Origin of the sequence: Streptomyces sp. NPDC017095 (assembly GCF_044332325.1) — a bacterium.
Lineage (GTDB): Bacteria > Actinomycetota > Actinomycetes > Streptomycetales > Streptomycetaceae > Streptomyces.
On record NZ_JBIROU010000002.1, the window covers coordinates 575,651 to 596,018 of the forward strand.

A 20,368-nucleotide genomic window follows, 5' to 3' on the forward strand; every position below is an offset into this window, starting at 1 on the left:
GCCGGGCCGTCAGGTGCCGGGGCCGCCTCCCGGTCCCGCGAGCGTGCCGGTGTCGCCGCCGGTGCCGGCACCGCCGCCGCCCGGGGTGCCGCCGCCCGTCGCCGTACCGCCGCCGTCCGTGGTGGCGCCGCCGGTGCCCGGGGTGCCACCGCCGGTGGTCGCGCCGCCGGTGGCGGTGTCCCCGCCGGTCGCCGTGCCGCCGCCGTCCGTGGTGGCGCCGCCGGTGCCCGGGGTGCCGCCGCCGGTCGTCGTGCCGCCGGTGGCGGGCGTGCCGGTGGTGCCGCCGGTGTTCGGCGTGGCGGTCGCGCCGCCGGTGGCCTGGCCGCCGTCGGTGGTGGTGGTGCCGGCGTCGCCCTGGCCGGCGTCGGTGCCGGGCTCGGCCGTGGCGGTGGCGGGCGGCTCCTGGATCTCGTCGGCGCCCTGTTCGAGCTGGAGGTCGAAGTCGGCGGCCGGCTTGCCCGCCAGCGCGTCGTGCGTGTACTGGGCCCAGATCTGGGTGGGCGGGCCGCCGCCGTTCATGCGGGCCGCGCCGAGGGCGCCGTAGAGCGGCATGTGCTTGGCCGTCACCGGGTCCTGGCCCATGACGGAGACCACCGTGGCGAGGTCGGGCGTGTAGCCCGCGAACCAGGCGGCGGTGTCGCTCTCGGCGGTGCCGGTCTTGCCGGCCGCCGGGCGGCCGGCGGCCTGTGCGGCGGTGGCGGTGCCGCTCTCGACGACGCTGCGCAGCACCGAGGTGGTGGTGTCGGCGGCCTCGCGGCTGACGGCCTGCTTGGCCGGCCGGCCGGGCAGCTTGAGCACCTCCCGGTTGTCCTTGGTGACCTTCTCGACCAGGGTGTACGTGCCGTGCCTGCCGTGGTTGGCGAGCGTGGCGTAGGCCTCCGCCATCTCCAGGACGCTGGCGTTGGCGGTGCCGAGCGCGATGGACGGGGACGGGTAGAGGTCCGGGGTGTCGGCCGGGATGCCGAGGGCGACCGCGGTGTCCTTGACCTTGCCGGGGCCGACGTCGGCGGCCATCTGCGCGTACACCGAGTTCACCGACAGATCGGTGGCCTTGCGCACGGTGATCGGGCCGTAGGACTTCTGGTCCTCGTTCTCGGGGGCGTACGGGGTGCCGCTCCAGCCCTGGACGGTGCGCTGGTTGGTGCCGTCGTAGAGGGTGTTCGGCGTGATCCGCCGGCCGTCCTGGGTGGTGGAGCCGTTCTGTACGGCGGAGGTGAACACGAACGGCTTGAACGTGGAACCGACCTGGAAGTCACCGCGGGTCGCGCCGTTGGTGTACTGCTTCACGTAGTCGATGCCGCCGTACATCGCGACGACCTTGCCCGTCTTGGGGTCGACGGAGGCGCCGCCGGCCCGGACGTAGGTGTCGGCCTTGCGGTTCTCCTTGTCCAGCTTGCTGATCAGCTGGTCGTCGACCGCCTTGACGAAGGCGTCCTGACGGTTCTTCTGGATGGTCGTGGTGATGCGGTAGCCGCCGGCCGCGAGGTGGTCGGAGTCGATGATGTCGTTGCTGGTCAGGTACTGCTTGACCGCCTCCACCAGATAGCCGCGCTGGCCGGACATGCCGGTGGAGATCGTCTGCTCCTTGGGCATCGGGAACTTCATGCCGGCCCGCTCGGACTCCTTGAGCCAGCCCTTCTTGACCATGCCGTCCAGCACGTAGTTCCAGCGGGCGACGGCCGCCTTCTTGTTCTCGGGGTGGGCCACGACGTCGTACTCGCTGGGCGCATTGACGAGCGCGGCGAGGTAGGCGGCGCGGGCCGGGTCGAGGCCGGCGGCGTCCCGGCTGTAGTAGGCCTGGGCGGCGGCCTGGATGCCGTAGGCGTTGCGGCCGAAGTAGCTGGTGTTGAGGTAGCCCTGGAGGATCTCGTCCTTGGACTTGTTCTGGTCCAGCTTGATCGAGATGAAGAACTCCTTGGCCTTGCGGGTGACCGTCTGCTGCTGGCCGAGGTAGTAGTTCTTCACGTACTGCTGGGTGATCGTGGAGCCGGACTGCTTGCCCTTGCCGGTCGCGGTGTTCCAGGCGGCGCGGAGCATCGCCTTGGGGTCGACGGCGGACTCGCTGTAGAAGTCGCGGTCCTCGGCGGCCAGGATCGCGTGCTGGGCGTCCTTGGAGATCTCGGCGAGCCCGACGTTCTCGCGGTTGACCTGGCTGTCGCGTGTGTCGCGGGCTATCTGGGAGCCGTCGGCGTAGAGGTAGATGTTGGCCTGCTTGGTCGCGAACGCGTTGGCCGGCGGGATCTGCACCAGGGAGTAGCCGACGAAGAACACGCCGATCAGCAGCAGGACGCCGACGACGAAGGTGCCGAGCACCATGCGCCAGGTCGGGAAGATCCGCCGCCAGCCGGTCCGCTTGGGCCGCTTGCCCTTCTTGTCCTTCTTCCCGCCCTTGCCCTTGCCGCCGCCGGCCGCACCGTCGGCGGCGGCGAGCACGGTGGTCGCGTCTTCGGTGCCCTCCGCCTCCGCGGCGGCACCGGCGCCGGTGGCCTGGGGGCCTTGAGCACCGGCGGCGCCCGCGGTGCCTGCCGCGCGGGCGGCGCGGGCGGCTCTCGCGGCGGCCGGGGAGGAAGCCGGGGAGGAAGGAGACGACGACGGGGATGACGGGGACGACGGGACGGACGGAGTCGCACCGGTCGTACGCTCCGCGCCCTTGGCACCCTTGGCGCCCTTGGCTCCCGTTCCGGCGCGGGGCGCGGGCACGGCGGCACCGGCGGACGCGGCACCCGCTGCACCGGCGGCCTGGGCGCCCTGGGCAGCGGCGGCACCGGCACCGGCGGCGCCCGCGGCGCCTGCCGCACGGGCGGCCCGGGCCGCTCTCGCGGCGGCCGGGGACGACGGGGCGGACGAGGAGGCCCCGCCGGTCGTACGCTCCGCGCCCGTGGCGCCCGTTGCGGCGCGAGGCGCGGACGCGGCGGCACCGGCACCAGTGGCCTTGGCACCCTGAGCACCGGCGGCGGCACCGGCCGCGGAGGCGCCACCGGCGGACGCGGCGCCCTGGGCACCGGCCGCTGCACCGGCAGCCGCACCGGCCGACCGGACGGACCGGTTCCGGTCGGCGGGCTGCTTCCCGTCCGTGGGACGGTTCCCGTCGGCGTGCGGAGTGGGCCCGGCCGGCTTGCCCTGCTTCTCCGGTCCGGCCGGCTTCCCCGCGCGGGGCGCGGTGACCCGGCGGAGCACCTGGGTGGTCTCCGGCGGCGGGCCGGACTCCTCCGGGGACGTCCGGGGTGCCTTGGGCGGCGTGATGCGCCGCAGCACCTGGGTGCTCTCGGCGGACTGCGCGCCCGCCGGACCGGTGCCGGCTCCCTCGGCCCCCTTCCGGTCCGCCTGCCCCTCCGGCCGGGCGGACCGGGCCGTGGACGCCGTCCGGTCCGGGGCCGCCGGTCCGGAGCCGTTCCCGGCCGCCGGACCCGCACCCCGGTCACCCTTGCGGGTGCTTCCGGTGCCCTCGGCGGCTTCCGGGCGGACGGCAGGGCGGCTTTCGGCCACCGGCCTGTGCCGGGGCCGGTTTTCGGGCTGTCCGGAGGACTTCTCCTCGTGGCCCCCCGGCTTCCCGGGCCCTTCAGCCGGCAGCGGCTTTTCCGGTGCCACGCCTTCGTTCGGCTGCTGCGGCTGCGGCTCGTCGCTCATGTCGTGCACGGACTCCTGTTTCGCGTCGTACGTTCCCGTACGCCTCATACGCTTCTGCGCTCCCCCTGTCTGAGACACCCGCACCTGGCGTTCCGTTCCCGGATTCCGGCACGCTTCCGGCGGAAAACGCGTGGCCGGCCACCGGGCCTCCGGACTAGGCTCCCGCGCTTCGGTGTCGAGTGGTCCGAGGAGGTCGACTTGCGTGGGCGCGGGACGGTTGTACGCGGCGGTCGCGGCAGGGGGGTTCCGACGGTACGCGACCTACCGCGCCGCCACTGCGGCAGGGGTGTTCACGAACACCGTCTTCGGTCTCATCCTCGTCTACACCTACCAGGCGTTGTGGTCGGAGCGACCCCACCTGGGCGGGTATGACCAGGCACAGGCGACGACCTACGTCTGGCTCGGGCAGGCGCTCCTGTCGACGCTGGCGCTCGGGGGTGGCGGTGTCGAGGACGAGCTGATGGAGCGCATCCGCACCGGGGACGTGGCGATCGACCTGTACCGGCCGGCCGACCTCCAGCTGTGGTGGCTGGCGGCGGACCTGGGCCGGGCGTTGTTCCAGCTGCTGGGCCGGGGCCTCGTGCCGTTCGTGTTCGGCGCGCTGTGCTTCCCCGTGTACCTGCCGTCCGACGCCGGCACCTGGGCGGCGTTCCTCGTCGCCGTCGTCCTGGCGATGCCGGTCGGCTTCGGCATCCGGTACCTGGTGGCGCTGAGCGCGTTCTGGCTGCTGGACAGCACCGGAGTGGTGCAGATGGCGTGGCTGCTGGGGTTCTTCTGCTCGGGCATGCTGCTGCCGCTGAACGTGTTCCCGGGCGTGCTCGGCGAGGTCGTACGGCTGCTGCCCTGGTCCTCGCTGCTGCAGGCCCCGGCGGACATCCTGCTGGGGCGGGGCGACCCGCTGCCGACCTGTCTCTTCCAGGCGGCGTGGGCGGTGGTGCTGCTGGCGGCCGGACGGCTGGCGCAGTCGGCGGCGACGCGGCGGGTGGTGGTGCAGGGTGGCTGAGGGCCGGGGGCGACTGGCCGAGGGGGTGCGGGCGTACCGGCTGATCGCGGCGATGTGGGTGCGCTCCACGATGGCGTACCGGGCGTCGTTCGCCATGACCACGGTCGGGAACTTCGCGGCGACCTTCCTGGACTTCGTCGCGATCATGCTGATGTTCTCCCGGGTGGACGCGCTGGGCGGCTATCCGCTGCCCGACGTGGCGTTCCTGTACGGGCTGTCCGCGACCTCCTTCGGGCTGGCGGACCTGCTGATCGGGTCGATGGACCGGCTGGGCCGGCGGGTGCGGGACGGCACGCTGGACACGCTGCTGGTGCGGCCGGTGCCGGTGCTGGCGCAGGTGGCGGCGGACCGGTTCGCGCTGCGCCGGCTGGGCCGGGTGACGCAGGGCGCGCTGGTGCTGGGCTGGTCGCTGACCGGGGTGGACGTCGACTGGACGGCGGAACGGCTGCTGCTGATGCCGGTGATGGTGGTGAGCGGCTGCGGGATCTTCTGCGCGGTGTTCGTGGCCGGGGCCGGGTTCCAGTTCGTGGCGCAGGACGCCTCGGAGGTGCAGAACGCCTTCACCTACGGCGGTACGACGCTGTTGCAGTACCCGCCGACGGTGTTCGGCAAGGAGCTGGTCCGCGGGGTGACGTTCGTACTGCCGCTGGCCTTCGTCAACTGGCTGCCCGCCACCCGGGTGCTGGGGCGGCCGTACCCGCTGGGGCTGCCGGGATGGGTGGCGTGGACGCCGCCGCTGGTGGCGGCGGGGTGCGGGGCGCTGGCGGGACTGGCCTGGCGGGCGGGACTCCGTTCGTATCGCAGCACAGGGAGCTGAGCGTGGACGACGTGGCCGCGGGCGAGGACTTCATCGTCCTGGAGCGGGTGGAGAAGATCTTCCGGGTGCGCCGCAGGACCGGGTTCCTGCGGCGGGAGCGGCGCGAGGTGCGGGCGGTGGACTCGCTGTCGTTCACCGTGGCCCGCGGGGAGATGGTCGGGTACATCGGGCCGAACGGCGCCGGGAAGTCGACCACCGTCAAGATGCTGACCGGGATCCTCACGCCGAGCGCCGGGCGGCTGCGGGTGGCGGGCATCGACCCGGCGCGGGAGCGGACGCGTCTCGCGCACCGGATCGGGGTGGTGTTCGGGCAGCGGACCACGCTCTGGTGGGACCTGCCGCTGATCGACTCCTACCGGCTGGCGCACCGCATGTACCGCATCCCGGACGCCCGTTACCGGCGCAACCTGGACCGGCTGGTGGAACTGCTGGAGCTGGGCGCCCTGTTGGACGTGCCGGTGCGGCAGCTCTCGCTCGGGCAGCGGATGCGCGGGGACATCGCGGCGGCGCTGCTGCACGATCCGGACGTGCTGTACCTGGACGAGCCGACGATCGGCCTGGACGTCGTGTCGAAGGCCAAGGTGCGGGAGTTCCTGCGCGAGGTGAACGCCGAGCGCGGCACGACCGTGCTGCTGACCACGCACGACCTGACCGACATCGAGCAGTTGTGCTCCCGGGTGATGGTGATCGACCACGGGCGGCTGGTGTACGACGGCTCGCTCCCTGAGCTGCATGAGGCGGGCGGGAGCGAGCGGACGCTGGTGGTGGACCTGGAGCGGGAGCTGCCGCCGGTCGAGGTGCCGTCGGCGCGGGTGGTGCGGGTGGAGGGGCCGCGGCAGTGGCTGGCGTTCCCGGCGGGGCAGTCGGCGGCGCCGGTCGTCGCGCACCTGGCGGCCCGGTACCCGCTGGTGGACCTGTCGGTGCGGGAGCCGGACATCGAGGCGGTCATCGCGCGGATGTACGCGGAGAAGGCGCTCTCGTAGCCCACGCCCACGGCCCGCCGGCGCGCCCGTTCCCGGGCGGCCCTACGCCGTGCAGACCTTGGTCAGTTCGCCCGCCGCGGCCGTGACCGGCCTGACGTCCGGTGTCCGGTCGCCGTCCTGGATCGCCGTACGGACGTCGCCGACGGCCTGGCGCAGGTCGTCCACGGCCTTGTCGACGTCGGCGTCGTCCGTCTTGCCGCCGATCTCGCGCAGGCTCTTGTCGATGGAGTCGAGCGAGGCGTCGGCCTGCGCGGGGTCGTTCGCGGCGTTCTCCACGGCCTGCTGGAGTTCGGTGACGTGGTCGGCGATGGTGTCGGCGGTCTGTACGCAGTCCAGCGCCTTGTCCACGGCGTCACAGCCGGTGGTCAGGCCTGCGGTGAGCGCGGCGGCGGCCACCACGGCGACGACGGTGACCCGGCCCCGATGTGGGCGTGGGCGTCGGCTGGCGGGCATGGCGGGTTCCCTCCCCTGGTACGGCTGGCCGGGCGCGCGGCGGCGGGCCGCGCGCCCGTACCCTGAGGGACGCCCGCGGGGCGGGGCGGGTTGCCCCGGGACCGCGGCGGGTTCGCCGGGCCCGGCCTGATCCGGACGAGAGGCCCTACGCCCGCGCGTCGGCCAGCGCCGCCTGCTGGAGCGCGGCCAGCTCGGTGCAGCCGGTGACGGCGAGGTCGAGCAGGGCGTTCAGCTCGTCGCGGGCGAAGGGCTCGGCCTCGGCGGTGCCCTGGACCTCGACGAAGCGGCCGTCGCCGGTGCAGACGACGTTCATGTCGGTGTCGGCGCGCACGTCCTCCTCGTAGCAGAGGTCGAGCAGCGGGACGCCGCCGACGATGCCCACGGAGACGGCGCTGACGGTGCCGGTGAGCGGCTGCCGGCCGGCCTTGACCAGCTTCTTGCCGCGGGCCCAGGCGACGGCGTCGGCCAGGGCGACGTAGGCGCCGGTGATCGCGGCGGTGCGGGTGCCGCCGTCGGCCTGGAGGACGTCGCAGTCGAGGACGATGGTGTTCTCGCCGAGCGCCTTGTAGTCGATGACGGCGCGCAGGGAGCGGCCGATGAGCCGGGAGATCTCGTGGGTCCGGCCGCCGATCTTGCCCTTGACGGACTCGCGGTCGCCGCGGGTGTTGGTGGCGCGGGGCAGCATGGAGTACTCCGCGGTGACCCAGCCCTCGCCGCTGCCCTTGCGCCAGCGCGGGACGCCTTCGGTCACGGAGGCGGTGCAGAAGACCTTGGTGTCGCCGAAGGAGATGAGCACGGAGCCCTCGGCGTGCTTGCTCCAGCCGCGTTCGATGGTGACCGGGCGGAGCTGTTCGGGCGTACGGCCGTCGATGCGAGACATGCGCCGAGCCTAGCCGCACCGGCGGAAGGGGCTCCTCCCGCGTCGGGAAGAGCCCCTTCAGGGTGAACCGGAGGCTCACATCATGTCTTCGATCTCCGCGGCGATCGGGTCGGCGTCGGTGCCGATGACGACCTGGATGGCGGTACCCATCTTCACCACACCGTGGGCGCCGGCGGCCTTCAGGGCGGCCTCGTCGACCAGCTCGGGGTCGGCCACCTCGGTGCGCAGCCGGGTGATGCAGCCCTCGATCTCCTCGATGTTGTCGATGCCGCCGAGCCCGGCGACGATCTTCTCAGCCTTGCTGGCCATGTTCCTTCTCCCTGATCCGAACCGCTTTGTCGCAGTAACCCACAGTTGGCCCCTCTTCGCGAGCGGTCATGCCGTCCGTGTCCGATGATGGCGATCACGACAGCGGAACCGTCCGCCGACTGGTCTACACCACCGTGGGGAGGGTCGCCAAACCCATGACCGCCGAGACTACGGCCCCTCCCGTCCGGACCCGCTTCCACCGCCTCTTCCAGGCCATGCAGAAGATGGGGCGCAGCCTCCAGCTGCCCATCGCCGTGCTGCCGGCGGCGGGCATCCTGAACCGGCTCGGGCAGCCGGATCTGTTCGGCGCGGACGGCCTGGGCTGGACGGACGTCTCCAAGGTGATGAGCGGCGCGGGCGGGGCGCTGCTGGACGGCCAGCTGGGACTGCCGCTGCTGTTCTGCGTGGGCGTGGCGATCGGCATGGCGAAGAAGGCGGACGGTTCGACGGCGCTCGCGGCGGTGACGGGTTTCCTCGTCTACTACGGCGTGCTGCGGCAGTTCCCGCTCGGGTGCCCGGCGGCCGGGAGGGTGGTGGCGACGGGCTGCCAGGGGGCGGACGGCACGGTGACCGCGTTCACCTACCAGAACCCGGGCGTGTTCGGCGGCATCGTCATGGGCCTGCTCGCGGCCCGCTTCTGGGCCCGGTACCACCGCACCCGGCTGGTGGACTGGCTCGGCTTCTTCAACGGGCGCCGGCTGGTGCCGGTCATCATGGCGTTCGTGGCGATCCTGTTCGCCGTGGTGTGCCTGTTCGTCTGGCCGCCCGTCGGCGCCGCCCTGGAGGGCTTCGGCGGGTGGCTGCGGGACGCGGGCGCCTGGGGCGCGGGCCTCTTCGGGCTCGCCAACCGGGCGCTGCTGGTGGTGGGGCTGCACCAGTTCCTGAACGTGCCCGTCTGGTTCCAGTTCGGCAGCTACACCAAGCCCGACGGCACGGTGGTGCACGGCGACATCAACATGTTCCTCCAGGGCGACCCGGCCGCCGGGCAGTTCACCTCGGGCTTCTTCCCGATCATGATGTTCGCGCTGCCGGCCGCCGCGCTGGCCATCACGCACTGCGCGCGTCCCGAGCGCCGCAAGGAGGTCGGCGGTCTGATGCTGTCGGTGGCGCTGACCTCGTGCGTGACCGGCATCACCGAGCCGCTGGAGTACTCGTTCCTGTTCATCGCGCCCGCGCTGTACGCGGTCCACGCCGTGCTCACCGGTGTCTCGATGGCGGTCACCTGGGCGCTCGGGGTGCACGACGGCTTCAGCTTCTCCGCGGGCCTGATCGACTACGTCATCAACTGGAACCTGGCGAGACGGCCGTGGGCCGTCGTCCCGATCGGGCTGTGCTTCGCCGCCGTGTACTACGCCGTGTTCCGGGTCGCGATCGGCCGGTTCGACCTGAAGACACCGGGGCGGGAGCCGGCGGAGGAGGTGGAGGACGTCACCAAGGTCTGATACGGCGCGTAGCGTTGTCGTAGCGGATTCGCGGGTTCCTTACGCCGCCTTCATCGTGCTACAACAGGTCTACACCACAGGTGGTGTAGACCAGAGACGCTGCCGTCCCCTTCCTTGGTTCCCGGGCGGCGCCTTGCCCGATGGAGGAAGTATGAGCACCGCCAGCGAGACGGCGGCCCCGGCGGCCAAGCCGGCCAAAAAGCGGGGAGCGGGCCTGTTCCAGGGCCTGCAGAAGGTCGGCCGCAGCCTGCAGCTGCCGATCGCCGTCCTGCCGGCGGCGGGCATCATGGTCCGCCTCGGCCAGGACGACATCTTCGGCAAGGACGGACTGGGCTGGGACAAGGTCGCCACCGTCTTCAACGCCGCGGGCGGCGCCATCACCGGCAGCCTGCCCCTGCTGTTCTGCATAGGCGTGGCCATCGGCTTCGCCAAGAAGGCGGACGGCTCCACCGCGCTCGCCGCGCTGGTCGGCTTCCTCGTCTACAGCAAGGTGCTCCAGGCCTTCCCGGTGACCGAGGAGCACATCGAGAAGGGCAGCATCGTCGGGGCGACGTACAACGACCCCGGTGTGCTCGGCGGCATCATCATGGGCCTGCTCGCCGCCGTGCTGTGGCAGCGGTTCCACCGCACCCGGCTGGTGGACTGGCTCGGCTTCTTCAACGGGCGCCGGCTGGTGCCGATCATCATGGCCTTCGTCGGCACGCTGGTCGGTGTCCTCTTCAGCCTCGTCTGGGAGCCCATCGGCAAGGGCATCACGAACTTCGGCGAGTGGATGACGGGCCTCGGCTCCGTCGGCGCGGCCCTGTTCGGCCTGGTCAACCGTGGTCTGATCCCGATCGGCATGCACCAGTTCGTCAACACCGTGGCGTGGTTCCAGCTCGGCGACTACAAGAACGCCGCCGGCGACATGGTGCACGGCGACATCACCCGGTTCCTGGCCGGCGACCCGTCCGCCGGTCTCTTCCAGACCGGTTTCTTCCCGATCATGATGTTCGGTCTGCCGGCCGCCGCGATCGCCATCGCGCACTGCGCCCGCCCCGAGCGCCGCAAGGCCGTCATGGGCATGATGGTCTCGCTCGCGCTGACCTCCTTCGTGACCGGTGTGACCGAGCCGATCGAGTTCACCTTCATGTTCATCGCCCCGGTGCTCTACGTGCTCCACGCGGTGCTGACGGCCGTGTCCATGGCGCTCACCTGGGGGCTCGGCGTCCACGCGGGCTTCAACTTCTCGGCCGGCGCGATCGACTACGTGCTGAACTGGAACCTCGCGACCAAGCCCTGGCTGATCATCCCGGTCGGCCTGGTGTTCGCGGCGGTCTACTACGCCGTCTTCCGGTTCGCGATCCTCAAGTTCGACCTGAAGACCCCGGGCCGCGAGCCCGAGGAGGAGGTCGAGGACCTCACCAAGGCGTGAGTCCCGGCCGGCACGGCATGCCGAAGGGCCCCGGAACCGAGGAGGTTCCGGGGCCCTTCGGTCCGTCCGGGCTCAGATCTCGTACGTCACCCGGGGCGCGGCGAGTTCCACCGGGCCGGTGAACACCTCCCGGGCGTCCCGCAGGTTGACCTCCGGGTCGGTCCACGGCGGGATGTGGGTGAGCAGCAGCCGGCGGGCACCGGCGCGGGCGGCCGTCTCGCCGGCCTCGCGCCCGTTGAGGTGCAGGTCGGGGATGGTCTCCTTGCCGTGCGTGAACGCGGCCTCGCACAGGAACAGGTCGGTGTCCCGGGCCAGCCCGTCCAGCGCCTCGGTGACCCCCGTGTCCCCGGAGTACGTCAGCGACACTCCCCCGTGCTCGACGCGGATGCCGTACGCCTCCACGGGATGGCGCACCCGCTCGGTGTGCACGGTGAACGGGCCGATCTCGAACGTGGACGGCTTCACCGTGTGGAAGTCGAACACCTCGCTCATGGAGGAGGCGGAGGGGGTGTCCGCGTAGGCCGTGGTGAGGCGGTGTTCGGTGCCCTCGGGGCCGTAGACGGGGAGCGGGGCGCACCGGCCGCCGTCGTGGCGGTAGTAGCGCGCCACGAAGTACGCGCACATGTCGATGCAGTGATCGGCGTGCAGATGGCTGAGGAAGATCGCGTCGAGGTCGTAGAGACCGCAGTGGCGCTGCAGCTCGCCCAGGGCGCCGTTGCCCATGTCGAGGAGCAGCCGGAAGCCGTCGGCCTCGACGAGGTAGCTCGAACAGGCCGATTCCGCGGACGGGAACGACCCCGAGCAGCCGACGACGGTGAGCTTCATGAAGCAGAAACCTCCGTTGGCGGAAAGAGCGGTGGGCGGGTGCGGGAGGCCACTCGGGATGAGGGCTGTCGGGGGTCGTGCGGTCCGTCGAGCGTAAGGCGCGAGAGGGCGGGTCGCTCCTTTGCCAGGGGCCGTTGTGGGCGAACTCACCTGTGCTGTCACCGGTTCGGCTGGACGCGGGGCGCACCAGGGTCAGAAGAGGGCGCGCATTGAGCGGCGCGCGCCGGTAACGTCGTCGTATGGACACGTCCTGGTGGCTCGCCCTCGCCGCGGTGGTGCTGCTCGCGCTGGTCGCCGCGCTGGTCGACGGCTGGGGCCGCGGCCGCCGGCCCGCCGGGCGGCGCCTGCGGCCGCCGGGCCGGCCGGGCCCGCGCACCGCGCACGCGCCGCGGCCCTCGCCCGGGGACATCTGGTGGGCGGCCGTCCCGTACGAGGACCGGGCCGGGCGCAAGGACCGGCCCTGTCTGGTGCTGACCGTGCGCGGCGACCGGGCCACGGTCGCGAAGATCACCAGCAAGTACCACGACGAGCGCAGCGGGGTGATCCCGCTGCCGCCCGGCGCGGTCGGGGACGCGCAGGGCCGGCCCAGCTTCCTGGAGACCGACGAACTGCGCGAGGTGCCGGTGGCCGGCTTCCGGCGCCGGGTGGGCGTGGTCGACCCGGTCCTGTGGGACCAGGTACGGCACCTGGCGGGCTAGGCCCGTGCCCTAGCCCATGGCGTCAGGTTCTAGCCGACCCGCACGGTGACCGCCCAGTCCTCCTCGCCGTCCGCGCAGCCCGCGCACGGCGGACGGGAGGAGGTGAGGCGCACCGTGCCGGCGGCCACCGCCCGGTAGGCGGCCGTGGCGTCACCCGGCTGGAGGACGAGGCCGGCGTTGACCGCCTCCAGTCCCGTGCCGCTCGCGGTGACCGGTTTCCAGGGGCGGTCCTTGGTGCCGTCCAGGGTGAGCCGGACCTCGCCGCCCCGGGTGACACAGACCTGGCGGCCGTGATCGGCGGCCGTCAGCTCCGCCCGGCCGGAACAGGCGGCGGAGCGGCCGGCCGACGGGGTGCCGCCGGACGGCGCCGGTGCGTCGCCGCCGCTCCCGGTGGACTGGTGCGTGCCGCAGCCCGCGAGGAGCAGCGCTGCGGCCGCGAGGGCGAGGGGCGTCGTACGGCGCATGGGGTCCGCCTTTCTGCCGGGGTGCTGGTACGGATGTGACGTACCACCGGCGCGCCCGGATCCCTCGCTACGCCCAGAGCTGGCCGTGGAGCGTTTCGATGGCCTCCTCGGTGGTGGCCGCCGTGTAGACACCGGTGGACAGGTACTTCCAGCCGCCGTCGGCCACGATGAAGACGATGTCGGCGCTCTGCCCCGCCTTGAGGGCCTTGCGTCCGACGCCGATCGCCGCGTGCAGGGCGGCGCCGGTGGAGACGCCCGCGAAGATGCCCTCCTGCTGGAGGAGTTCACGGGTGCGGGTGACCGCGTCGGCCGAGCCGACCGAGAACCGGGTGGTGAGCACGGAGGCGTCGTACAGCTCGGGGACGAAGCCCTCGTCGAGGTTGCGCAGGCCGTAGACCAGGTCGTCGTAGCGCGGCTCGGCGGCGACGATCTGGATGTCCGGCCGGTGTTCGCGCAGGTAGCGGCCGACGCCCATGAGGGTGCCGGTGGTGCCGAGGCCCGCCACGAAGTGGGTGACCGAGGGCAGGTCGGCGAGGATCTCCGGGCCGGTGGTCGCGTAGTGGGCGCCCGCGTTGTCCGGGTTGCCGTACTGGTAGAGCATCACCCAGTCGGGGTGCTCGGCGGCCAGTTCCTTGGCCACGCGCACCGCGGTGTTGGAGCCGCCGGCGGCCGGCGAGGAGATGATCTCGGCGCCCCACATGGCGAGCAGGTCCCGCCGCTCCTGGGAGGTGTTCTCCGGCATCACGCACACCATCCGGTAGCCCTTGAGCTTGGCGGCCATGGCCAGGGAGATGCCGGTGTTGCCGGAGGTGGGTTCGAGGATCGTGCAGCCGGGGGTCAGCCGGCCGTCCTTCTCCGCCTGCTCGATCATGTGCAGGGCGGGGCGGTCCTTGACCGAGCCGGTGGGGTTGCGGTCCTCCAGCTTGGCCCAGATCCGCACGTCCGGGGACGGCGACAGCCGCGGCAGGCGCACCAGGGGGGTGTTGCCCACCGCGGCCAGCGGGGAGTCGTAGCGCATCGCTGCTCGGGAGCCGATCAGCGCATGCCGCCGGCCACGGCCGGCAGGATGGTCACGCTGTCGCCGTCGGCCAGCTTGGTGTTGATGCCGTCGATGAAGCGGACGTCCTCGTCGTTCAGGTACACGTTGACGAAGCGGCGCAGCTGGTCGCCGTCCACGATGCGGGCCTGGATGCCCGCGTGCCGGGTCTCGAGGTCGGCGAACAGCTCGGCGAGGGTCTCGCCGCTGCCCTCCACCGCCTTCTGACCGTCGGTGTACGGGCGGAGGATGGTCGGGATGCGGACCTCGATGGCCATGGCTCAGGGCTCCTGTCGGAAAGTGTCGTCGGTTCGGTCAGGCGCGCGCCGGAGGCGGGACACCGTGGCTCACGGCCGGACGGCGGCAGCGGGGTGGGTCAACAGATGGCGCTGTTCAGCCTGCACAGGTCGACGTGGAGCCGCGCCACGAGCAGGGTGCCCGGCGCCTTGTCGCCCACGTCGAGAAGAACCATGGGCTCATCGTATCGATTCCCCCTCCTGGTCCCGGAGGGTGATTCCGCATGCCGGACCGATTTCGTCCGGTGGGCGAGATCAGTAGGCGTCGACGACCGTGACCTCCTCCTCCGTCACCTCGCCGTCCACGATCCGGAAGGAGCGGAACTGGAAGTCGCCGAGGCCGTCGGTGTCGGCGGTGGAGACCAGGACGTAGTGGGCGCCCGGCTCGTTGGCGTAGGAGATGTCGGTGCGCGAGGGGCGGGCCTCGGTGGCGGTGTGGGAGTGGTAGATCACCACCGGCTCCTCGTCGCGGTCGTCCATCTCGCGGTACAGCCGGAGCAGATCGCCCGAGTCGAACTCGTAGAAGGTGGGCGACATCGCCGCGTTCAGCATGGGGACGAAGCGCTCGGGACGGTCCGAGCCGGCCGGGCCCGCCACCACGCCGCACGCCTCGTCGGGGTGGTCCTTGCGCGCGTGGGCGACGATCTGGTCGTACAGGGCCTGGGTGATGGTCAGCATGGGGGTCAGGATAAGCAGAGGGGAAAGGGGCCGCGCCCGGCGCGTCGGGCAGGCGGCGGCGGACGACGACGGGCCGCCCCGTACCGGGGAACGGTACGGGACGGCCCGTATGCCGGACGTCCTGAGCGGCGGCCGGCGGGGGCGCCACGAGAGCCCCCGGCGGCCGGACGTCCTTTCCGGGAGGTTCCGGGTCAGCGCTTGCGGAAGGCGGCGGCCTCCGGGTTGCGGCGCTTGAGCACCAGATAGGCGACGGCGAGGACCAGGCCCCACGCCGGCGCGCAGTACAGCGAGATCCGGGCGTCCTTGTCGATGCCCATCAGCACGATCACCATGCCGATGAAGGCGAGCGCGAACCAGCTCGTGTACGGCGCGCCGGGCGCGCGGAACTCGGAGCGGGGCAGTTCGCCGCGGTCGGACTTGGCCCGGTAGCGGATCTGGCAGATCAGGATGACGATCCAGGCCCACATGCCGGAGATGGTCGCGAAGGACACCACGTAGTCGAACGCCTTGCCCGGCCACTGGTAGTTGATCCAGACGCCGACCAGCATCAGCGCGGCGGAGAACGACGTGCCGATGAGCGGGGTGCCGCTGGGCGTCAGCCGGGTGAACAGCTTCGGGCCCTGGCTGTTGAGCGCGAGGTCGCGCAGCATGCGGCCGGTGGAGTACATGCCGGAGTTGCAGGAGGACAGCGCGGCGGTGAGCACGACGAAGTTGACGATGCCCGCGCCGGCCGGGAGGCCCATCTTCTGGAAGGCGACCACGAAGGGGCTGTCGCCCGCGTGGAAGCTGGTCCACGGCACGACCGAGAGGATCATGATCAGCGCGCCGACGTAGAAGACGGCGATGCGCCACGGCACGGTGTTGATCGCCTTGGGCAGGACGGTCTTCGGGTCCTTGGACTCGCCCGCGGTGACGCCGACCAGCTCGACGGCGAGGAAGGCGAACATCACCATCTGGAGCGTCATCAGGGTGTCGCCGATGCCGTGCGGGAAGAACCCGCCCTGGTTCCACAGGTGGCTGACGGACGCGGTGTGGCCGGCGTCGGAGAAGCCGATCGTCAGGATGCCGGCGCAGATCAGGATCATGCCGATGATGGCGGTGACCTTGACCATGGAGAACCAGAACTCCAGCTCACCGAAGAGCTTCACGGAGATCAGGTTGGCGCCGTACAGGACGACCGTGAAGACCAGGGCCGTCACCCATTGCGGGATGTCGAACCAGTACGTCATGTACTTCGCGGCCGCTGTGACCTCGGTGATGCCTGTGACCACCCAGAACAGCCAGTACGTCCAGCCGGTCACGAAACCGGCGAACGGGCCGATGAACTCGCGCGCGTACTCGGAGAACGAACCCGACACGGGGCGGTACATCAGCAGTTCGCCGAGCGCCCGCATGATCATGAAAATGACCAGGCCCGCGACGGCGTACGCCAGGATGAGGCTCGGGCCCGCCTTGGAGATGCCCTTGCCCGCGCCGAGGAACAGGCCGGTGCCGATGGCTCCGCCGATGGCGATCATCTGGATCTGCCGGGCCCCCAGCCCGCGCTGATACCCCTCGCCGCCCTCGCTGCCCTCGCCCCGCGCGGCCTCGTTGCCGTCGTGATGCTGGTCGACCTGCGCTGAGGTCATGTGTGGTGCGCCTTTCTCCATGCCGACCCGGGCCTTTCGTCGGCCTCGGATCGGGTCTCGATCCCCCCGGATTGATGGAGCTGTTGCCTGGCCGACGGTCGTCGGCTCGGTGGCGCACCCGGCCGAACATGGGTGGTGTGGGCCGGGCGGTCGTGAAGATTTATCACGGCCGCAATACTGATCACACCGGTGCGTTGTGATCCATCACACAGGTAAAAGCGGACAAAGAGCGCCCAAATGCGTCAAAAACGGCCAGGATGGTGATGGGATCGTTATCCGAAGTTGAGCGTCCTCTGAGCGGACATGACCGGGTTCACAAAAGGAACCAGCCATACCGGCTTACGGCATCAGGGTCGTCACCAGGGTCTCCTGGAGCCCGCCCAGCCAGAGGTAGGCCAGCACCATCGGCTTGCGCGGGTCCTCGTCCGGGAGCCGGTAGAGCAGTTCCGTGTCGTCCTCGTCGGTGATCTCCAGCCGGGCGCCGATCGCCAGCCGCAGGTCGTTCAGCGCGCCGAGCCACTGCCGGGACTCCTCCGGGGACAGCTTCAGCACGGCCCCGCCCGCGTCCACCGGGGCGAGCGCGTCCAGGCTGCGGATCACGCCGAGCGCGTTCGTCCGCTTGCCGGCGCGCAGGTCGTTCTCGGTGAAGCGGCGGAACTCCGCGGAGTGCGCCCGCTGCTTCTCGGCCTCGGCCGCGGCGCCGGGAACGTGCTCCGGGTCGCCGTAGGCGTCCGGGAAGAGCCTGCGCAGCACCGGGTCGGCGGGCGGCTCGCTCGGGCCCTGCGCGAACAGCTCGGCGAGCGGGTCGGCCGGGGCGTCGCCGCCGGGGCCGGGGCCGATCAGCTCCAGGAGCTGGACGGCCAGCGACCGGATGATGGAGATCTCGACGTCGTCGAGCGCGACGGCCGCGCCGCCGCCGGGAAGCGGTTCGAAGTGTCCGGGCATCTGGATGCGTTTACTTCCGGTCCTGCTGGAGGGTGGCCCACAGACCGTAGCCGTGCATCGCCTGCACGTCACGCTCCATCTCCTCGCGGCTGCCGCTGGAGACGACCGCCCGGCCCTTGTGGTGGACGTCGAGCATGAGCTTGGTGGCCTTGTCCTTGGAGTAGCCGAAGTACGTCTGGAAGACGTACGTCACGTAGCTCATGAGATTGACCGGGTCGTTGTGCACGATCGTGACCCAGGGGACGTCGGGCTCGGGTACGGCGAAGACCTCCTCCGCCGACTCGGTGCGTTCGGTCTCTACGGGCGCGGGTGACGTCACACAGCCATGCTGCCACGGCGCACAAAAATCGTCACACCGACGAGAAGGGAGTACGATCGCTCCTCATGAACACAGCGGACCTTGGGCTGCCGGTGGATGTTCCGTCGACGGCGCTCTTCACGGACCAGTACGAGCTGACGATGCTGCAGGCCGCCCTGAAGGCCGGTACGGCCGAACGGCGCAGCGTGTTCGAGGTCTTCACCCGGCGGCTGCCGGACGGCCGCCGCTACGGCGTGGTGGCCGGCACCGGGCGCGTCCTGGACGCGGTGGAGAACTTCCGCTTCGACGCGGACGTCCTCGCCTTCCTGCGCGAGCGCGGGATCGTCGACGAGCAGACGCGGGACTGGCTCGCCGGCTACCGGTTCGGCGGGGACATCTGGGGCTATCCCGAGGGCGAGGTGTACTTCCCGGGCTCGCCGGTCCTGCGCGTCGAGGGCAGCTTCGCCGAGTGCGTCCTGCTGGAGACGGTGATCCTCTCCATCCTCAACCACGACTCCGCGATCGCCGCCGCCGCCTCCCGGATGGCCTCCGCCGCCGGCGGCCGGCCGCTGATCGAGATGGGCGCCCGGCGCACCCACGAGCTGTCGGCGGTGGCCGCCGCCCGCGCCGCCTACGTCGGCGGTTTCGCGACCACCTCCGACCTCGCGGCCGGCTTCCGCTACGGCATCCCGACCGTCGGCACCTCGGCCCACGCCTTCACCCTGCTGCACGACCGCGAGCGGGACGCCTTCCAGGCCCAGGTGGACACCCTCGGCCGGGGCACCACCCTGCTGGTGGACACCTACGACGTCGCCGAGGCCGTCCGCACGGCGGTGGAGGTGGCCGGTCCCGAGCTGGGCGCGGTCCGCATCGACTCCGGCGACCTGCTGCTGGTGGCCCACCGGGTGCGCCAGCAGCTCGACGAACTGGGCGCCACCCGCACGAAGATCGTGGTCACCTCCGACCTGGACGAGTACGCCATCGCCTCGCTGGCCGCCGCGCCCGTGGACGCCTACGGCGTCGGCACCCAGCTCGTCACCGGTTCCGGGCACCCGACCAGTTCCATGGTCTACAAGCTGGTGGCGCGCGCCGAGTCCGCCGACCCCGGCGCGCCGCTGGTGCCGGTCGCGAAGAAGTCCAGCGGCGGCAAGGTCTCCGTCGGCGGGCGCAAGTGGGCCGCGCGCCGGCTCGACGCGGACGGGATAGCGGAGGCCGAGGTCGTCGGCACCGGGCAGGTCCCGGCCGAGCTGGCCGGCCGGGAGCTGCTGGTGCCGCTGGTGCGGGGCGGCACGGTGATCGCCCGGGAACCGCTGGACGTGCCCCGCCAGCGCCACATCGCGGCCCGCGCGAACCTGCCGCTGTCCGCCACCCAGCTCTCCCGCGGGGAACCCGTCCTTCCGACGGAGTACGTCCAGGGGCGCTCGGGTAGCTAAACCGCGACCGCCGTCCGCCCCCGTGAACGCCCCCTCCCGCCCGGGCCCCGAAGTCTCTAGGCTCAGTTACTTCACTCTTAGTCGAAGGACATCCAGCATGCGCCGCGCCTTGATCGTCGTAGACGTGCAGAACGACTTCTGCGAGGGGGGCAGCCTCGCGGTGGCCGGCGGGGCGGACGTGGCCGCCGCCGTCACCGAGCTGATCGGCGAGGCGGCGGGCACCGGGTACCGGCACGTGGTGGCCACCCGCGACCACCACATCGCGCCCGGCGGCCACTTCGCCGACGACCCCGACTACGTCCGCTCCTGGCCCGCGCACTGTGTCGCGGGCACGGAGGGCGTGGGCTTCCACCCGAACTTCGCCCCCGCGGTCGCCTCCGGCGCCGTGGACGCCGTGTTCGACAAGGGGGCGTACTCGGCCGCCTACAGCGGTTTCGAGGGCACCGACGAGAACGGCGTCTCGCTGGCCGACTGGCTCCGGGAGCGGGAGATCAGCGAGGTGGACGTGGTGGGCATCGCCACGGACCACTGCGTGCGCGCCACCGCGCTGGACGCGGCGCGGGAGGGCTTCCGCACCCACGTCCTGCTGGACCTGACGGCCGGGGTCGCCCCGGACACCACCGAGCGGGCCCTGGAGGAGCTGCGCGGAGCGGGCGTGGAACTGACCGGCAAGCCGGTGGTGAGCGGCTGAGGGCGCTCTAGCGCACCACGGCCGGTCCCCGCAGCAGCGCCCGGATCGGGCGCCAGGGCTCGGTCCCCGGGACGGCGTCGCCGGTGTGGTCCGTGCGCCATATCAGGCCGTCGGGATGGTGCAGGACCGCCGTGATCTCGTCCGGCGTCGGAGGCGCGGTGTTCCCCCGGAGGTAGACCGCCCGCAGGCCCAGGTTGCGCAGCCTGGTCAGGGCCTGGGCGCGGTTGCGGGCGTGCACCAGTATCCGCACCCCGGCGGCGCCGTACGGCAGGTTCAGCGCCACCACCACCGTGCCGTTCGGCAGCTTGCTGAAGCCTCCAGCGGCCATGCGGTCACCTCTCCGTTCCGGTCGGTCCGGCCGGTGTCAATAAGCGGTCCACAGGACGCACCTAAACACGAACGGCGGCGACCCGCCAGGGGGCCGCCGCCGATACGTCCGTGACCTGCG

The 20,368-nt window shown here is 71.9% G+C and carries 22 protein-coding genes; 8 read left to right on the plus strand and 14 right to left on the minus strand.

Going from position 1 to position 20,368, the window contains the following annotated elements:
- Positions 1-9: 9 nt before the first annotated feature.
- A complete protein-coding gene (locus ACH4OA_RS05620; protein ID WP_397967871.1) occupies positions 10-2,433 on the minus strand; it encodes a transglycosylase domain-containing protein in 2,424 nt (807 codons plus the stop codon).
- Between the two features lie 1,396 nt (positions 2,434-3,829).
- Between ACH4OA_RS05620 and ACH4OA_RS05625 the strand changes: the two genes are divergently transcribed.
- Genes ACH4OA_RS05625 through ACH4OA_RS05635 form a run of 3 tightly spaced genes read left to right on the plus strand, consistent with a single transcriptional unit; the run spans position 3,830 to position 6,430 of the window.
- Positions 3,830-4,630: an ABC transporter permease gene (locus ACH4OA_RS05625; protein WP_397941156.1), complete on the plus strand. Its 801-nt coding sequence runs from the start codon at positions 3,830-3,832 to the stop codon at positions 4,628-4,630.
- A 52-nt stretch (positions 4,631-4,682) separates the two neighbouring features.
- Complete coding sequence (locus ACH4OA_RS05630; protein ID WP_397947412.1) at positions 4,683-5,447, plus strand: ABC transporter permease; 765 nt, start codon at positions 4,683-4,685, stop codon at positions 5,445-5,447.
- Positions 5,345-6,430: an ATP-binding cassette domain-containing protein gene (locus tag ACH4OA_RS05635; RefSeq protein WP_397941158.1), complete on the plus strand. Its 1,086-nt coding sequence runs from the start codon at positions 5,345-5,347 to the stop codon at positions 6,428-6,430. The genes ACH4OA_RS05630 and ACH4OA_RS05635 overlap by 103 nt, the downstream gene beginning before the upstream one ends.
- Before the next feature lie 42 nt (positions 6,431-6,472).
- Here ACH4OA_RS05635 and ACH4OA_RS05640 read toward each other — a convergent pair whose 3' ends face one another.
- The 3 genes from ACH4OA_RS05640 to ACH4OA_RS05650 all read right to left on the minus strand — a co-directional run bounded on the left by ACH4OA_RS05640 (position 6,473) and on the right by ACH4OA_RS05650 (position 8,072).
- A complete protein-coding gene (locus ACH4OA_RS05640; RefSeq protein WP_397967782.1) occupies positions 6,473-6,883 on the minus strand; it encodes a hypothetical protein in 411 nt (136 codons plus the stop codon).
- Positions 6,884-7,028: 145 nt separating this feature from the next.
- Entirely contained in the window at positions 7,029-7,763 is a 735-nt protein-coding gene (gene rph / locus ACH4OA_RS05645; protein WP_365876652.1) for a ribonuclease PH, read from the minus strand.
- A gap of 75 nt (positions 7,764-7,838) precedes the next feature.
- The gene (locus tag ACH4OA_RS05650) at positions 7,839-8,072 is read right to left on the minus strand and encodes a PTS glucose/sucrose transporter subunit IIB (RefSeq protein ID WP_365876654.1); all 234 of its coding nucleotides are present in this window, start codon (positions 8,070-8,072) and stop codon (positions 7,839-7,841) included.
- 155 nt (positions 8,073-8,227) lie between these two features.
- On the opposite strand from ACH4OA_RS05650, the gene ACH4OA_RS05655 reads away from it, so the two are divergent.
- Together ACH4OA_RS05655 and ACH4OA_RS05660 are read left to right on the plus strand one after the other, a co-directional pair.
- Positions 8,228-9,514 carry a PTS transporter subunit EIIC gene (locus ACH4OA_RS05655; protein WP_397967784.1) on the plus strand — a complete coding sequence of 429 codons (1,287 nt, stop codon included), beginning with the start codon at positions 8,228-8,230 and terminating at the stop codon, positions 9,512-9,514.
- Between the two features lie 151 nt (positions 9,515-9,665).
- Positions 9,666-10,928, plus strand: a complete 1,263-nt coding sequence (locus tag ACH4OA_RS05660) for a PTS transporter subunit EIIC (protein WP_365876658.1) — start codon at positions 9,666-9,668, stop codon at positions 10,926-10,928.
- A 72-nt stretch (positions 10,929-11,000) separates the two neighbouring features.
- Here ACH4OA_RS05660 and ACH4OA_RS05665 read toward each other — a convergent pair whose 3' ends face one another.
- Positions 11,001-11,753, minus strand: coding sequence for an MBL fold metallo-hydrolase (locus ACH4OA_RS05665; protein ID WP_365876660.1), 753 nt, complete (start codon positions 11,751-11,753; stop codon positions 11,001-11,003).
- Between the two features lie 239 nt (positions 11,754-11,992).
- Between ACH4OA_RS05665 and ACH4OA_RS05670 the strand changes: the two genes are divergently transcribed.
- Positions 11,993-12,451 carry a type II toxin-antitoxin system PemK/MazF family toxin gene (locus ACH4OA_RS05670; RefSeq protein WP_365876662.1) on the plus strand — a complete coding sequence of 153 codons (459 nt, stop codon included), beginning with the start codon at positions 11,993-11,995 and terminating at the stop codon, positions 12,449-12,451.
- 29 nt (positions 12,452-12,480) lie between these two features.
- On the opposite strand, the gene ACH4OA_RS05675 is transcribed toward ACH4OA_RS05670, so the two are convergent.
- The 8 genes from ACH4OA_RS05675 to clpS all read right to left on the minus strand — a co-directional run bounded on the left by ACH4OA_RS05675 (position 12,481) and on the right by clpS (position 17,817).
- On the minus strand, positions 12,481-12,915 hold the full coding sequence (locus ACH4OA_RS05675) for a hypothetical protein (protein WP_365876664.1): 435 nt from the start codon (positions 12,913-12,915) through the stop codon (positions 12,481-12,483).
- Positions 12,916-12,982: 67 nt separating this feature from the next.
- Positions 12,983-13,933 (minus strand): cysteine synthase, encoded by a 951-nt coding sequence (locus tag ACH4OA_RS05680; protein ID WP_365876666.1) that lies wholly within the window; start codon positions 13,931-13,933, stop codon positions 12,983-12,985.
- 17 nt (positions 13,934-13,950) lie between these two features.
- Positions 13,951-14,229, minus strand: coding sequence for a MoaD/ThiS family protein (locus tag ACH4OA_RS05685; protein ID WP_365876668.1), 279 nt, complete (start codon positions 14,227-14,229; stop codon positions 13,951-13,953).
- 98 nt (positions 14,230-14,327) lie between these two features.
- A complete protein-coding gene (locus ACH4OA_RS05690) occupies positions 14,328-14,423 on the minus strand; it encodes a putative leader peptide (protein WP_313895875.1) in 96 nt (31 codons plus the stop codon).
- Positions 14,424-14,502: 79 nt separating this feature from the next.
- Positions 14,503-14,925 carry a Mov34/MPN/PAD-1 family protein gene (locus ACH4OA_RS05695; protein WP_397967786.1) on the minus strand — a complete coding sequence of 141 codons (423 nt, stop codon included), beginning with the start codon at positions 14,923-14,925 and terminating at the stop codon, positions 14,503-14,505.
- A 191-nt stretch (positions 14,926-15,116) separates the two neighbouring features.
- Positions 15,117-16,553 carry an amino acid permease gene (locus ACH4OA_RS05700; protein ID WP_365876672.1) on the minus strand — a complete coding sequence of 479 codons (1,437 nt, stop codon included), beginning with the start codon at positions 16,551-16,553 and terminating at the stop codon, positions 15,117-15,119.
- 339 nt (positions 16,554-16,892) lie between these two features.
- Positions 16,893-17,498 (minus strand): DUF2017 domain-containing protein, encoded by a 606-nt coding sequence (locus ACH4OA_RS05705; RefSeq protein ID WP_397941170.1) that lies wholly within the window; start codon positions 17,496-17,498, stop codon positions 16,893-16,895.
- A gap of 10 nt (positions 17,499-17,508) precedes the next feature.
- On the minus strand, positions 17,509-17,817 hold the full coding sequence (gene clpS / locus ACH4OA_RS05710; protein ID WP_365876676.1) for an ATP-dependent Clp protease adapter ClpS: 309 nt from the start codon (positions 17,815-17,817) through the stop codon (positions 17,509-17,511).
- Between the two features lie 65 nt (positions 17,818-17,882).
- Here clpS and ACH4OA_RS05715 point away from each other — a divergent pair, with 65 nt between their 5' ends.
- Together ACH4OA_RS05715 and ACH4OA_RS05720 are read left to right on the plus strand one after the other, a co-directional pair.
- On the plus strand, positions 17,883-19,229 hold the full coding sequence (locus tag ACH4OA_RS05715; protein WP_365876678.1) for a nicotinate phosphoribosyltransferase: 1,347 nt from the start codon (positions 17,883-17,885) through the stop codon (positions 19,227-19,229).
- 97 nt (positions 19,230-19,326) lie between these two features.
- Positions 19,327-19,920 (plus strand): isochorismatase family protein, encoded by a 594-nt coding sequence (locus ACH4OA_RS05720; RefSeq protein WP_365876680.1) that lies wholly within the window; start codon positions 19,327-19,329, stop codon positions 19,918-19,920.
- A 7-nt stretch (positions 19,921-19,927) separates the two neighbouring features.
- Here the strand turns inward: ACH4OA_RS05720 and ACH4OA_RS05725 are convergent, their stop codons facing one another.
- Complete coding sequence (locus tag ACH4OA_RS05725; RefSeq protein ID WP_397941173.1) at positions 19,928-20,248, minus strand: hypothetical protein; 321 nt, start codon at positions 20,246-20,248, stop codon at positions 19,928-19,930.
- Positions 20,249-20,368 lie beyond the last annotated feature (120 nt).